Consider the following 11,957-nt stretch of genomic DNA (forward strand, 5'->3'; position numbering starts at 1 on the left):
GCGATGCTGTTCGTCCTGGCTGGCATCCTGGGGTTCATCACCATCGCCGGGCTCGGCTTCGCCTTCGCCGGCGGCGACAGCGCTCAGGCCAAGGCCGCCAAGCGCGCCCAGGTGATCGCCAAGGGCGGCGAGCGCCAGGCCAGCGTCCGCGCCAAGGCGGCCGCCAGCACGCCCGACGCTCGCCGCCAGGCCATTCTCAAGGCGCTCAAGGACCAGGAGCGCAAGCAGAAGAAGGCCTCGCTCAGCATCGCCGCGCGCCTGCAGGCTGCGGGCCTGGGCGAAAACGTCAAGATGTTCTGGATCGTCAGTGCGGTCCTGGGCCTGTTCGTGGCGATGATCATCCTGCTGCTGGGACAGTCGCCACTGGTGGCTCTGGGCGCCGGCTTCGCCGCCGGGGCCGGCTTGCCGCGCTGGGTGCTGGGCTTCCTCGCCAACGGCCGGACCCAGAAGTTCACCGCGGCCTTCGCCGACGCCGTCGACATCATCGTGCGCGGCATCAAGTCGGGCCTGCCGGTCCACGACTGCCTGAAGATCATCGGCAAGGAGTGTCCCGAACCTCTGGCCGGGGAGTTCCGCACCCTGACCGAGAACGTCGCCATGGGCGTGCCGATGGATGCGGCGCTGGAAAAGATGTACGAGCGCATGCCCACCAACGAGCTGCGCTTCTTCTCGATCGTGCTGGCCATCCAGCAGAAGACCGGCGGCAACCTGGCCGAGGCGCTGGGCAACCTCTCCACCGTTCTGCGCGCGCGCAAGCTGATGAAGGAGAAGATCAAGGCGCTGTCGGCCGAAGCCGTCGCCTCGGCCTTCATCATCGGCTGCCTGCCGCCAGGCGTCGTCACCCTGATCAGCGTCACCTCGCCGGCCTACATGGCCCCGATGTTCACCGATCCGCGCGGCCACCTGATGCTGCTGGTCAGCGCCGTGTGGATGAGTATCGGCATCTTCGTGATGCGCAACATGATCAACTTCAAGTTCTGAGGGGGAGGGCCGCGTGAAGCTTGTCGAAGCCCTGACCAACCCCTCGAACGTGCTGACGGCGTTTATTGCCGTGGTCGTGTTCGCCACCATCATCACCCTGGCCTCGCCGGTGATGCGCGACAACAATTTGGAAGGCCGTCTGAAGTCGGTGGCCAACCGCCGCGAGGAACTGCGGCGCCGGTCGCGGCAATCCATCGCGACGCGTGGCGGCGGGGCCGGCGGCAGCCTTCGTCACCAGGACGAGGGTCTTTACAAGAACGTCGTGGAGCGGCTGCAGCTGTCGCGCCTGCTGGAGGACCCCAAGGTCGTCGAGAAGCTGGCCCAAGCCGGCTTCCGCGGCCCCAAGCCTGTCAGCACCTTCTACTTCTTTCGGTTCGCCATGCCGTTCGCCTTCGCGGCGGGCGCGGCCTTCTATCTGTATCTGATCAACGACTTCGGCCTGCTGCCCATCCAGAAGCTGTGCGCCTGCGTAGCCTTCCTGGCCTTAGGCTACTATGCGCCCAATGTCTACATCACCAATGTCGCCCAGAAGCGCCGCGAGTCGATCGTGGCCGCCTTCCCGGACGCGCTGGACCTGCTGCTGATCTGCGTCGAAAGCGGCATGTCGATCGAGGCGGCGATCCAGAAGGTCGGGGCCGAGGTCGGGGCGCAATCGATGGAATTGGCCGAAGAGCTGTCCCTGCTGACCGCCGAACTGTCTTACCTGCCCGACCGCCGCCTGGCCTACGAAAACCTCGCCCGCCGCACCAACCATCCCGGCATCAAGTCGGTGGCCACGGCCATGATTCAGGCCGAGCGCTACGGGACGCCGCTGGGCACGGCTCTGCGCGTCATGGCCAAGGAGAACCGCGAGCTACGTCTCTCCGCCGCCGAGAAGAAAGCCGCCGCCCTGCCGGCTCAGCTCACTGTGCCGATGATCCTGTTCTTCCTGCCGGTGCTGTTCGTGATGATCCTGGGCCCGGCGATCATGAAGGTGCAGGACGCCTTTAAATAGCGCTCAAGGCTGGCTGCGCCCTGGCGTAGGTCTTGCGCTGTCCCGACCGTTCAGTGTCGGTTTGGGACAGGTCCTATGGGATATGCGGGTAAAGAGCCTCCGGTGCGCGCGTTCGCGGAGGCGGAAGAGGGCGGGGCCGCCCTGGAGATGGGCCTGCTCTTGGGCCTGGCGGCGTTCTTCGCCTTTACCCTGAGACACGTCGTGGCGACGCCGCTGCTGACCACCTTCACTAAGGCGGCCAAGGTGGTGAGCCAGGCGCTAGGGTAGGACGGAGCGGGGTTAGCGCCCGCCACCAGCCCTCATGGCGTCCCAGCTACGGCCTTGGCCGGCCTGGCCCACAGCGGCCCGCAGATAGGCGAGGTTGTTGGCGACCTGCTCGGGCGGCAGGTCGGCGCGGACCAGCTTTTCGGCTTCCGGCAGACGGCCCTGCAGGCCAACCACCAGGGCCAGGTTCTGGCGCGCCTGGATGCCCGCCGAGGGCAAGGCCACGGCGCGGCGAAGCTGGGCCTCGGCCCCCGCCAGATCGCCCTTGGCGGCCAGGTGCAGGGCGTAGTTGGTCATCGGCGTGGCCTCGTTTGGCGCCACGGCGATCGCTTGTCGGTGCGCCGCGTCCGCTTCCTCGTCGCGCTCGGCCTGCTCGTAGGCCACGCCCAGCAGGGTCAGCGGACGCCAGTCCTTGGGATACGCCGCCGCGACCTTGCGGGCCGGCTCGATCGCATAGAAGCCCTGGCCCCGGGCGATGTGGGCGCGCGCCAGTTCCAGCAGCAGACCCGCGTCATCGGGATGGGCGATCAGGCCCTTGGTCGCCGCAATGGCGGCCTCGTCGGCGCGGCCCAGTGCGCGCAGAGCCTTTGCCAAGCCGGCGCCGGCTTCGGCGTCGCCCGGATCAACCTCGAACTCGGCGCCCCAGAACGCGGCCTGGGCCAGCGGGTCGAGGCGCCGCGCCTCTGCCCGCTGCTGCGGCGAGGCCTTCGTCGGCGTCTTCTGAGCCGTCGCCGCTTGGGCCTTCGGCGGATCCGCGGCCAGGACCGGGGTCGCCACGGCCAGGGCGATGGGGGCGAGAACGGTTGCGATGAGCGCGCGCTTGCGACACATGAAGACAAGTCTCCAGAAGGTGCGCCTATCATCCGGCGCGGGCCTCAAGGAATCGTTAAGCATAGTTTTTAAGGGTTTCGCCGATGACCGACCCCGCGCATCCGATCCTCGCCGAGACCGACGGCAAGGCGATCCTGGTGCATCCCGTCGCGGAGTCCGAGGTCGAGGCGTTCCTGGCGCGAAAGCGTGCGCCGGTAAGGACTTACGCCACCGCCAACAAGTTCGCGGGCAAGGTCGGGCAGGTGCTGGTCGTCCCCGGCGCTAGCGGGGCGGTCGAGCAGGTGCTGATGGGTGTGGGCTCGGGCCGCGCCGATCTGTCGCTGCTGAGGGGCCTGGCGGGCAAGCTGCCGGCCGGCGACTACGCCCTCTTGCGCCTGCCCAAGGGCCTGGACGGCGAGCAGGCGGCCCTCGGCTTCGCGCTGGGGACCTATCGCTATGACCGCTACAAGAAGCGCGGCGAGCCGATCCCGCGCTTGCTGGCGCCCAAGGGCGTCGACGTGACCTTCGTCACCGCCCTGGCCCACGCCTGCGCCCTGTGCCGCGACATGGTCAACACCCCGGCCAACGACATGGGGCCGCTGCAGATCGAGACCATCGCCGGCGAGATCGCCGAGAAGTATGGGGCGACCCTGTCGGTCGTGCGGGGTGACGACCTGTTGCGGGAGAACTATCCCGCCGTCCACGCCGTGGGCCGCGCTGCGGTCGACGCCCGCGCCCCGCGGATGATCGAGATCGCCTGGGGTGATCCGTCCCATCCGGTTCTGGCCCTGGTGGGCAAGGGCGTGGTGTTCGACACCGGCGGCCTCGACATCAAGCCTTCGTCTGGCATGCGGCTGATGAAGAAGGACATGGGCGGCGCCGCCCACGCCCTGGCGCTGGGCCGGATGGTGATGGAGGCGAGGCTCCCGGTGCGCCTGGTGATCCTCACTCCCGTGGTCGAGAACGCCATCGCCGGCGACGCGATGCGGCCGGGCGACGTGCTGGCCACCCGCGCGGGCCTGACCGTCGAGGTCGGCAACACCGACGCCGAAGGCCGGCTGATCCTGGCCGACGCCCTGACCCGCGCCGCAGAGCTCAAGCCCGCCCTGACCCTGGACTTCGCCACCCTGACCGGCGCGGCGCGGGTGGCCATGGGGCCCTTCGTGATCCCGTTCTGGACCGCCGACGACACCCTGGCCGCCCAGATCGAGACCGCCTCACGCAAGGTCTCCGATCCGCTGTGGCGCCTGCCCCTGACCGAGGCCTATCGTGACGCGCTGGACAGCGACATCGCCGACCTGAAGAACGACCCCGACGGCTGGGCTCAGGCGGGCGCGACCACGGCGGCGCTGTTCCTGCAGCGCTTTGCTCCGAGCGAGGGAAGCTGGGCGCACTTCGACGTCTTCGCCTGGAACCCGAAGGGGCGGCCGGGCTATCCGGTGGGCGCCGAGGTGCAGGCTATCCGCGCCGCCTTCGCCATGCTGCAAGCCAGGTTCGCCCGATGAGCGCGCCAGACCGCCGCGTCACCCTGGTCCGCGATGGCGTCGCGGATCGTCGGCTCGAAGGCCTCGTCGCCGCCGACCGTTTCGCCGACGTGACGCCGATGCAGGTCAGCGCCCCGATCGCCAGCCTGCGCAAGGCCCCCGAGCCGGACGCCGAACAGGAGGACCAGCTGGTCTTCGGCGAGCTGTTCGACGTGTTGTTCGAGGTCGGCGGCTTCGCCTTCGGCCAGGCGCGCCGCGACCGCTATGTCGGCTATGTGCTGCTGGAGGCCCTGTCGGCGCCGGTGCTGACGCCCGAGCATCGTATCGCCGTTCCGCGCACCTACGCCTTCGCCGAGCCGGACATCAAGTCGGCCATCATCGGGCTCTACAGCCTGAACGCCCTGGTGACGGTCGAGGCCCGCGAGGGCCGGTTCGTTCGCGGCGCCCGGTCGGGCTGGTTCGTCGCGCACCACCTGGCGTGCGTCGGCCGGTTCGAGACCGACTATGTCGCCGTCGCCGAGCGGTTTCTCCACGCGCCCTATCAGTGGGGCGGGCGGGAGAGCCTGGGTCTGGACTGCTCAGCGCTTGTCCAACAGGCGCTCTATGCCTGCGGCCGGGCCTGTCCGCGCGACACCGACATGCAGCGCGATTTCTTCCCGGAGATCGCCGAGGCCGACCGACGGCGCGGCGATCTGGTGTTCTGGAGGGGGCACGTGGCGATCCTGCTGGATCCCGACACCATCCTGCACGCCAACGCCCACCACATGGCCACCGCGATCGAGCCGCTAGCCGAGGCGATCACGCGTATCGCGGCGACGCCGACAGGCGGGGTGTTGGGGTACCGGCGGGTTTAGCGGGGAGGGGGCGCTTCCTCTTTGTGTCATCCCGGAAGCGCGAAGCGCTCTCCGGGACCCAGGGGGTGACAGGACGCCCTGCGCGCCGCCCCTGGGTCCCGGCTCTCCGCTGCGCTGCGGCCGGGATGACACGGGAAAACAAAAAGGCCGCGGCGCTTTCGCGTCGCGGCCTCTTCGTATCGGATGTCGAAGAGCCTTAGGCCTTCGGGGCAGCCGGGGCGGCGGCGGCCGGAGCGGCCGGAGTCGCGGCGGCGCCGGCGGCGGGCGCGGCGCCTTCAGCGGCTGGAGCCGCGCCTTCAGCAGCCGGGGCGGCGCCTTCGGCCGGAGCAGCGGCGGCGGCCGGACGCGGCGGCGGGACCGGCAGCTTCGAACCCAGGCTGTGCATGTAGGCGATGATCGCGACGCGATCTTCCGACTTCTTCAGGCCGACGAACGTCATGTTCGTGCCCGAGACGTACTTACCCGGGGCCTTCAGGAATTCATACAGGTGGTCGTAGTCCCACACCGGCGTCTTGGCCGCGAAGTCCTTCATGGCGGTCGAGTAGTTGAAACCCGCATGCGCAGCCGGCTTACGGCCCACCACGTCCCACAGACCCGGGCCCGTGCCGTTGGCGTTGCTGGCGTCGAACTTGTGGCAGGCGGCGCACTTGGCCGAGACGGCCTGGCCGGCGGCCACGTTGGCCGGGGTCAGGACGGCGTTCCAGTCGGGCAGGGTCTCGACCGCCGCCGCGCCGCCTTCGGCGCCTTCTTCCTGGACCGCGATCTCGTAGCCGGCCTTTTCGACTTCGTGCTTGGCGAAGACGATGGACGACGCTTCCCGCAGACCGAAAATAACGAGGCCGGTCAGCAGCACGCCGCCAGCGATCTTGTTGAACGTCAGGTCGCTCATTTCAGCCTTGTCAGCCTCTTATCGGCCCGTCGAACGGCGGGCTTGAAACCCGCGCGCCGGAATCACAAGGACGAGTCTCCAGCGCGCGTCATGTTGCGCTCGCGTCTCTTACACGCTACCGCCCCTCGCGCAACAGGGCGGCGGAGATTTGCACCGATGAACCCCCTCATTCTGATCCCGGCTCGGATGGCCGCGACCCGCCTCCCGGGCAAGCCCCTGGCCGATATCGGCGGGGTTCCGATGATCGTGCGGGTTCTGCGTCAGGGCCTCGAAGCGGGTATTGGTCCGGTGGCCGTCGCCGCCGGCGACCCGGAAATCGTCGAAGCGGTTCAAAAGGCTGGCGGAACCGCCGTGCTGACCGACCCGGATCTGCCGTCGGGTTCGGACCGGATTCTGGCGGCGTTGGCTGAGCTCGATCCGGGGTTCGAGCACGACGTGGTGATCAACCTGCAGGGCGACATGCCGTTCGTGGACCCGGCGGTTCTCTCCGACTGCGCGCGAATACTTAAGGAGTTCGGCGACGCCGACATCGCCACCGTCGTAGCGCCTGAGTCTTCGCCGGCCGACCGGAGCAACCCGGATGTGGTCAAGGCTGTGCTGGCCATGGAAGAGGACGGGACGAGCGGCCGCGCGCTCTATTTCACCCGCTCCACGCTTTATGGCGAGGGCCCCGTCTGGCGCCACATCGGCATCTATGGCTATCGCCGCGAGGCGCTGGAGGCGTTCAACGCCGCCGCGCCCTCGTCGCTGGAAAAGCGCGAGAAGCTGGAGCAGCTGCGCGCCATGGAACTGGGCCTGACGATCCGCGCAGCGGTAGCGCAGACCGCGCCCATCTCCGTCGACAATCCTTCCGACCTCGAAGCGGCGCGACAGGCCGCAGGAAAGAACGCATGAGCATCCTCAAGAAGATCGCCTTCCAGGGCGAGCCCGGCGCCAACAGCCACGAGGCGTGCCGCACCTACTTCCCGGATTACGAAGCCTACCCCTGCAAGACCTTCGAGGAGGCCTTCGAGGCCATCAAGTCGGGCGTTTGCCAGTTGGGCATGATCCCGATCGAGAACTCGATCGCTGGCCGCGTGGCCGACGTCCACCACCTGCTGCCCGCCTCGGGCCTCAAGATCATCGGCGAGCGCTTCAAGCCGATCCGCTTCCAACTGATGGCCAACAAGGGCGTCAAGATCGAGGACGTGAAGGTCGTCAGCTCGATGCCGATCGCGCTGAGCCAGTGCCGCAACAGCTTGAAGCGCCTGGGCGTCGAGACCGAGGCCGCCGGCGACACCGCCGGCGCGGCCAAGGCCCTGGCCCTGAAGCCCAATCCGACCCATGCCGCCGTCGCCCCGGCCCTGGCCGCCGAGATCTACGGCCTCGACATCCTGGCGCGCGACATTGAGGACGAGCGCCACAACACCACGCGCTTCCTGGTGATGACGGCCGACAAGGCCCCGGCCGCGCCCGACTTCACGCATCGCTGCGTAACCAGCTTCGTGTTCCGCGTCCGCAACCTGCCCGCCGCGCTGTACAAGGCGCTGGGCGGGTTTGCGACCAACGGCGTCAACATGACCAAGCTGGAAAGCTACATGGAGGGCGGCAATTTCACGGCCACCTTCTTCTACGCCGAGGTCGACGGCCGCCCCGAGGACCGCAACCTCGCTCTGGCCCTGGACGAGCTGAAGTTCTTCTCCGAGCGCTTCGAGATCCTGGGGGTGTACCCGGCCGATCCGTTCCGGGATCGGGGGGCTTAGCTGTCGAAGCTATGAAGGTTGTTCACCCGGAGGCGGGCTTGAACGAAGCTGGGGTTGCGACACTCCACTTCCATGGCCGGGAGCCCCCGGATGAACATCCATCAGAATGCCCGCCTGACGCCGCTTGGTCGAGCGGCGATGATTTCACGGATCGAGGTTGAAGGCTGGTCGGTGGCTAGGGCCGCCGAAGCCTTCGGAATTTCACGCCAGACGGTCGGTAAGTGGCTGCAACGGCATCGGCGGGGCGGCGAGCGAAGGCTTCACGACCGCAGCTCGGCGCCCCGCCGATGTCCGCGCAGGACGTCCGCGGAGATCGTCGACCAAGTTCAGACCCTGCGCCGCCAGCGGATGACAGGGCCGGCCATCGCCCGCAACCTGAGCCTGGCCCGCTCGACTGTGGGGCTGATCTTGCGCCGGCTGGGCCTGGGCAAGCTATCGGCCCTGGAGCCCAGGCCGCCGATCGTCCGATATGAGCGCGCCGCGCCTGGCGAGATGATCCACCTCGACATCAAGAAGCTGGGCCGGTTCACCGTCGAGGGCCATCGCGTCACCGGCGACCGGCGGGCGGGACGTTCCAAGAAAGCCGGCTGGGATTTCCTGCACGTCTGCGTCGATGACGCCTCGCGCTTGGCCTACACCGAGATCCTGCCCTCCGAAGGCCAGCACGATACGACCGCCTTCCTCGAACGCGCCCTGGCCTGGCTGAGCCGCCACGGCGTCGCCGTCCAGCGGGTGATGACCGACAACGGTTCGGCCTATCGCTCCAAGCTCTTCGCCCAGGCCCTGCGGATCGCCGGCGCCAGGCACGTGCGCACCAAGCCCTACACGCCCAGGACCAATGGCAAGGCCGAGCGCTTCATCCAGACGAGCCTGCGCGAGTGGGCCTATGGCAGGCCCTATGCCTGCTCGGAGGAACGATCCAACGCCATCAAACCCTGGACCGACGCCTACAACCTAACCCGACCACACTCTGGCATCGGCGGCCTCACCCCCTGGCAGCGTGTAAACAACCTTCTTGGAAACGACACTTAGCGCCTTTCAAAGGCCCATAACATCGTGTCATCCCGGCCGCAGCGCGAAGCGCGGAGCGCCGGGACCCAGGGGCGGCGCACACGGCGTTTCGTCACCCCCTGGGTCCCGGATAACGCCTGCGGCGTTTCCGGGATGACATAGGGTTTTTAGCGCTCTACCCCGGCAGCCGGATCAGCGCCCGCAGGCCGCCCAGCGCCGAGCGGGACAGAACAAGGTCCCCGCCCAGGCCCCGGGCCATGTCGCGGGCGATGGCGAGCCCCAGGCCCACGCCCTTCTCGTTCTGGTTCCGACTGTCGTCGAGTCGCGAGAAGGGCTTGAAGGCCTCTTCATACTTGTCTTCCGGAATGCCCGGACCGTCGTCATCGACAGCGACGTCGACCCCGCCGGTCTGGCGCGGACTGACCGTCACACGCACCCGGTCGGCGTGGGCTACGCCGTTGTCGATGAGGTTGGCCAGCGCCCGGCGGAAGGTGAGGGGACGCAGGCGGGTTTCCAGGCCTTGGGTGATCTCGGTCTCGATCGCCGCGCCGCCCCGTTCGGCGTCAGCCACGACGCTCTCGACCAGTTCGGAGAGATCGACGACCTGAATCGCCTCGCCGCCCTCGCCGCGGGCGAAGGCGAGGTACTCGTCGATCATGTGCTCCATTTCGGCGAGGTCGCCCTTCATGGCCTCCATCTGCTCGCAGGGCTCGGCCATGGCCATTTCCAGCTTCAGCCGGGTCAGCGGCGTGCGCAGGTCGTGGCTGACGCTGGCCAGGAGGGCGGTGCGCTGCTCGATATGGCGCTGGATGCGCAGCTTCATGGCGATGAAGGCCAGCGCCGCCTGACGCACCTCGCGCGCGCCGTGCGGCTTGAAGTCCGGATCCTCGCCCCGGCCGAAGGCGTCGGCGGCCTCGGCCAGGCGCTCGATGGCCCGCACCTGGTTGCGGATGAACAGGATCGCCACCGCCGTCAGCAGCATGGTCGCCACCACCATCCACAGGATGAAGATGTGGCCCTGGGTGGCGTAGGCGCGGTCGCGCAGGGCGTAGATCTGCAACACCCCCCCGTCGACCTTCACCCTGATGTCGATATAGGCGCGGTAACGGGTGGTATCGAACCAGAACGGGTTGTCCAGCCGGTCCTCCAGCGCCCGGTCCAGCGAGCGGTCGAGCGCCGCGAACAGCGAGGGGCGGTGGCCGGTCGGTAGTTTGCGGCCCTTCTGGAAGGCGATGGACAGCGACAGCGAGTCTTCGGCGCGCTTGGCCAGTTTCTCGACGGCTGCGGGGCTGGGATCGTCCTCGTAGGACTGCACAGCCCAGGCGATGTCGCCGGCCAGACCCTCGGACAGCTTTGCGGTGACGCTCTGCCAGTGCGCGTCGAAGAACGCCCAGGTCACCGCGATCTGCATGATCGCCACCGGCAGGACGATGATCAGCAGGCTGCGGCCAAACAGCGTGGTCGGCAGCAGCCGCTTCAGCGCGGGCGGGATGTCGAGGCGGGCGAGGGGCACGGCTTGCTACTTGCCCCCTCCGCGCCTGCGGCGCTCCTCCCCCGGAGGGGGAAGAAGGCATACGCGCTCCTTCTTCCCCCTCCGGGGGAGGAGGATGCGCAGCATCTGGAGGGGGAAGGTGCCCGCCTTCACCCCATCAATCCGGCGCCAGCCGATACCCCACGCCCCGCACCGTCTGCAGGTAGCGGGGATTCTTCGGGTCGGGCTCGATCTTGCGGCGCAGGCGGGTGACCTGGACGTCAACGGCGCGGCCGGTGGCGTCGGCGGTGTCGCGGGCCAACTCGAGACGATCGACCGGCTCGTGCAGCGAGCGGGCCAGGCGACGGAGGAGGGTCACTTCGGCCTCGGTGATCCGCACGGCCTCGCCGTCGCACGACAGCTCTCCCCGATCGGCGTCGAAGGTGCAGCGGCCCAGACTCAGCGCCTTGGGGCCCACCGGACGGGCGGCCGAGCGGCGCAGGATGGCCTCGATGCGCAGGAGCAGCTCCTGAGGCTCGAACGGCTTGCCCAGATAGTCGTCGACGCCGCTGGACAGGCCCTCGATCCGGTCGGCCGTCTGATCCTTGGCGGTCAGCATCAGGATCGGCGTGCGGCCGGCCTCGCCGCCCTTGGCACGCAGGCGCTTGGTGAAGGTCATGCCGTCCTCGCCGGGCATCATCACGTCCAGCACCATCAGGTCGAAGTCCAGGGCCTCGAACAGCTTGTCGGCCCCGGCGGCGCTGGAGGCTGCGGTGACGCGAAAGCCGGCGCGGCTCAGGAATTCCTTGATCAGCTTGCGTAGCCGGTCGTCGTCGTCGACCACCAGGATGTGGCGTTCGCGGCGCTCGTCAGGGGTCATGTGGGAATCCGTCGTGCTGGGCCGACACCTTGCCGCGATCCGGCCAGCGCCGCCAGGATGCGCCGCGTGCCGGCCACGCCGTCCAGGCCGCCGGTGCGGTAGGCGCGGGCCAGCAGCGCTCGCAGCCGTTCGGCCGTGCGCTGCTCGAAGGCCACGCCCTCGGCGGTGAGAGTCGCGGGGCGGCGACGGCCGTCCAGATCGCCGGAGACGCGCTCCACCAGACCCGCCTTCTCAAGGTCGGCCAGGGTGCGGCTGGCGGCCTGTTTCGACAGGCTGGTCAGCTTCGAAAGGTCCTGCACCCCGATGCCCGGCCGGCGGCGCAGCAGGAACGCCGCGCGCCAGTGTGAGCGGCCAAGACCCAGGGCCTCGGTCTCGAGCACCGCGTCCACGGCGGCCCACAGCGAGGCCTCGGCCAGCAGGATCAGTTCCAGCCCGCCGTCCAGCTCCTCCTCGCGAAGGATCAGACGGGGATCGTCCGAGCCGGGCTGCAGCGGGGCTATCATCACGCAGAGTCCATTTTATTTGACGCATTCCGCGACGGGGCGTCTAAGAACCCGGTTCCCAATAAGGAGGTCTT

13 protein-coding genes and 1 pseudogene are annotated in these 11,957 nt (G+C 68.6%); 8 read left to right on the plus strand and 6 right to left on the minus strand.

Annotated features, from left to right (window positions below; translation table 11 throughout):
* Positions 1 to 3: 3 nt before the first annotated feature.
* The 3 genes from CSW63_RS06730 (at position 4) to CSW63_RS06740 (ending at position 2,242) form a co-directional block, all read left to right on the plus strand.
* Positions 4 to 981: a type II secretion system F family protein gene (locus CSW63_RS06730; protein WP_062095792.1), complete on the plus strand. Its 978-nt coding sequence runs from the start codon at positions 4 to 6 to the stop codon at positions 979 to 981.
* 13 nt (positions 982 to 994) lie between these two features.
* Complete coding sequence (locus CSW63_RS06735) at positions 995 to 1,975, plus strand: type II secretion system F family protein (RefSeq protein ID WP_099503872.1); 981 nt, start codon at positions 995 to 997, stop codon at positions 1,973 to 1,975.
* 75 nt (positions 1,976 to 2,050) lie between these two features.
* Entirely contained in the window at positions 2,051 to 2,242 is a 192-nt protein-coding gene (locus CSW63_RS06740; RefSeq protein ID WP_062095787.1) for a hypothetical protein, read from the plus strand.
* Positions 2,243 to 2,254: 12 nt separating this feature from the next.
* On the opposite strand, the gene CSW63_RS06745 is transcribed toward CSW63_RS06740, so the two are convergent.
* The gene (locus CSW63_RS06745; protein WP_168193617.1) at positions 2,255 to 3,070 is read right to left on the minus strand and encodes a tetratricopeptide repeat protein; all 816 of its coding nucleotides are present in this window, start codon (positions 3,068 to 3,070) and stop codon (positions 2,255 to 2,257) included.
* Between the two features lie 83 nt (positions 3,071 to 3,153).
* Between CSW63_RS06745 and CSW63_RS06750 the strand changes: the two genes are divergently transcribed.
* Positions 3,154 to 4,554, plus strand: a complete 1,401-nt coding sequence (locus CSW63_RS06750; protein WP_062095783.1) for a M17 family metallopeptidase — start codon at positions 3,154 to 3,156, stop codon at positions 4,552 to 4,554.
* Positions 4,551 to 5,387, plus strand: a complete 837-nt coding sequence (locus tag CSW63_RS06755) for an NlpC/P60 family protein (protein WP_062095781.1) — start codon at positions 4,551 to 4,553, stop codon at positions 5,385 to 5,387. The genes CSW63_RS06750 and CSW63_RS06755 overlap by 4 nt, the downstream gene beginning before the upstream one ends.
* A 50-nt stretch (positions 5,388 to 5,437) precedes the next feature.
* On the opposite strand, the pseudogene CSW63_RS23700 reads toward CSW63_RS06755, so the two are convergent.
* Positions 5,438 to 5,518, minus strand: a pseudogene (locus CSW63_RS23700) (hypothetical protein); the annotation flags it as partial.
* A 65-nt stretch (positions 5,519 to 5,583) separates the two neighbouring features.
* Positions 5,584 to 6,276 (minus strand): cytochrome c family protein, encoded by a 693-nt coding sequence (locus CSW63_RS06760; protein ID WP_062095779.1) that lies wholly within the window; start codon positions 6,274 to 6,276, stop codon positions 5,584 to 5,586.
* Positions 6,277 to 6,432: 156 nt separating this feature from the next.
* On the opposite strand from CSW63_RS06760, the gene CSW63_RS06765 reads away from it, so the two are divergent.
* From CSW63_RS06765 to CSW63_RS06775, 3 genes are all read left to right on the plus strand, one after another.
* Complete coding sequence (locus CSW63_RS06765) at positions 6,433 to 7,170, plus strand: 3-deoxy-manno-octulosonate cytidylyltransferase (RefSeq protein ID WP_062095777.1); 738 nt, start codon at positions 6,433 to 6,435, stop codon at positions 7,168 to 7,170.
* Positions 7,167 to 8,018: a prephenate dehydratase gene (locus tag CSW63_RS06770; protein ID WP_062095775.1), complete on the plus strand. Its 852-nt coding sequence runs from the start codon at positions 7,167 to 7,169 to the stop codon at positions 8,016 to 8,018. Before CSW63_RS06765 ends, CSW63_RS06770 begins: the two co-directional genes overlap by 4 nt.
* A 90-nt stretch (positions 8,019 to 8,108) precedes the next feature.
* Positions 8,109 to 9,050, plus strand: coding sequence for an IS481 family transposase (locus CSW63_RS06775; protein ID WP_062094136.1), 942 nt, complete (start codon positions 8,109 to 8,111; stop codon positions 9,048 to 9,050).
* 154 nt (positions 9,051 to 9,204) lie between these two features.
* Here CSW63_RS06775 and CSW63_RS06780 read toward each other — a convergent pair whose 3' ends face one another.
* From CSW63_RS06780 to CSW63_RS06795, 3 genes are all read right to left on the minus strand, one after another.
* The gene (locus CSW63_RS06780; RefSeq protein WP_062095773.1) at positions 9,205 to 10,542 is read right to left on the minus strand and encodes an ATP-binding protein; all 1,338 of its coding nucleotides are present in this window, start codon (positions 10,540 to 10,542) and stop codon (positions 9,205 to 9,207) included.
* A 136-nt stretch (positions 10,543 to 10,678) separates the two neighbouring features.
* Positions 10,679 to 11,380: a response regulator gene (locus CSW63_RS06790; RefSeq protein WP_062095771.1), complete on the minus strand. Its 702-nt coding sequence runs from the start codon at positions 11,378 to 11,380 to the stop codon at positions 10,679 to 10,681.
* On the minus strand, positions 11,377 to 11,883 hold the full coding sequence (locus CSW63_RS06795) for a MarR family winged helix-turn-helix transcriptional regulator (RefSeq protein ID WP_062095770.1): 507 nt from the start codon (positions 11,881 to 11,883) through the stop codon (positions 11,377 to 11,379). Before CSW63_RS06795 ends, CSW63_RS06790 begins: the two co-directional genes overlap by 4 nt.
* Positions 11,884 to 11,957 lie beyond the last annotated feature (74 nt).

This window comes from Caulobacter sp. FWC26, assembly GCF_002742645.2.
Classification (GTDB): Bacteria; Pseudomonadota; Alphaproteobacteria; order Caulobacterales; family Caulobacteraceae; genus Caulobacter.

Excerpts from the sequence above, each read along its gene's own strand:
- CSW63_RS06730 (WP_062095792.1), top strand. The coding sequence starts at position 4 with ATGCTGTTCGTCCTGGCTGGCATCCTGGGGTTCATCACCATCGCCGGG.
- CSW63_RS06740 (WP_062095787.1), top strand. The coding sequence starts at position 2,051 with ATGGGATATGCGGGTAAAGAGCCTCCGGTGCGCGCGTTCGCGGAGGCG.
- CSW63_RS06745 (WP_168193617.1), bottom strand. The coding sequence starts at position 3,070 with ATGTGTCGCAAGCGCGCGCTCATCGCAACCGTTCTCGCCCCCATCGCC.
- CSW63_RS06750 (WP_062095783.1), top strand. The coding sequence starts at position 3,154 with ATGACCGACCCCGCGCATCCGATCCTCGCCGAGACCGACGGCAAGGCG.
- CSW63_RS06755 (WP_062095781.1), top strand. The coding sequence starts at position 4,551 with ATGAGCGCGCCAGACCGCCGCGTCACCCTGGTCCGCGATGGCGTCGCG.
- CSW63_RS06760 (WP_062095779.1), bottom strand. The coding sequence starts at position 6,276 with ATGAGCGACCTGACGTTCAACAAGATCGCTGGCGGCGTGCTGCTGACC.
- CSW63_RS06765 (WP_062095777.1), top strand. The coding sequence starts at position 6,433 with ATGAACCCCCTCATTCTGATCCCGGCTCGGATGGCCGCGACCCGCCTC.
- CSW63_RS06770 (WP_062095775.1), top strand. The coding sequence starts at position 7,167 with ATGAGCATCCTCAAGAAGATCGCCTTCCAGGGCGAGCCCGGCGCCAAC.
- CSW63_RS06775 (WP_062094136.1), top strand. The coding sequence starts at position 8,109 with ATGAACATCCATCAGAATGCCCGCCTGACGCCGCTTGGTCGAGCGGCG.
- CSW63_RS06790 (WP_062095771.1), bottom strand. The coding sequence starts at position 11,380 with ATGACCCCTGACGAGCGCCGCGAACGCCACATCCTGGTGGTCGACGAC.
- CSW63_RS06795 (WP_062095770.1), bottom strand. The coding sequence starts at position 11,883 with ATGATAGCCCCGCTGCAGCCCGGCTCGGACGATCCCCGTCTGATCCTT.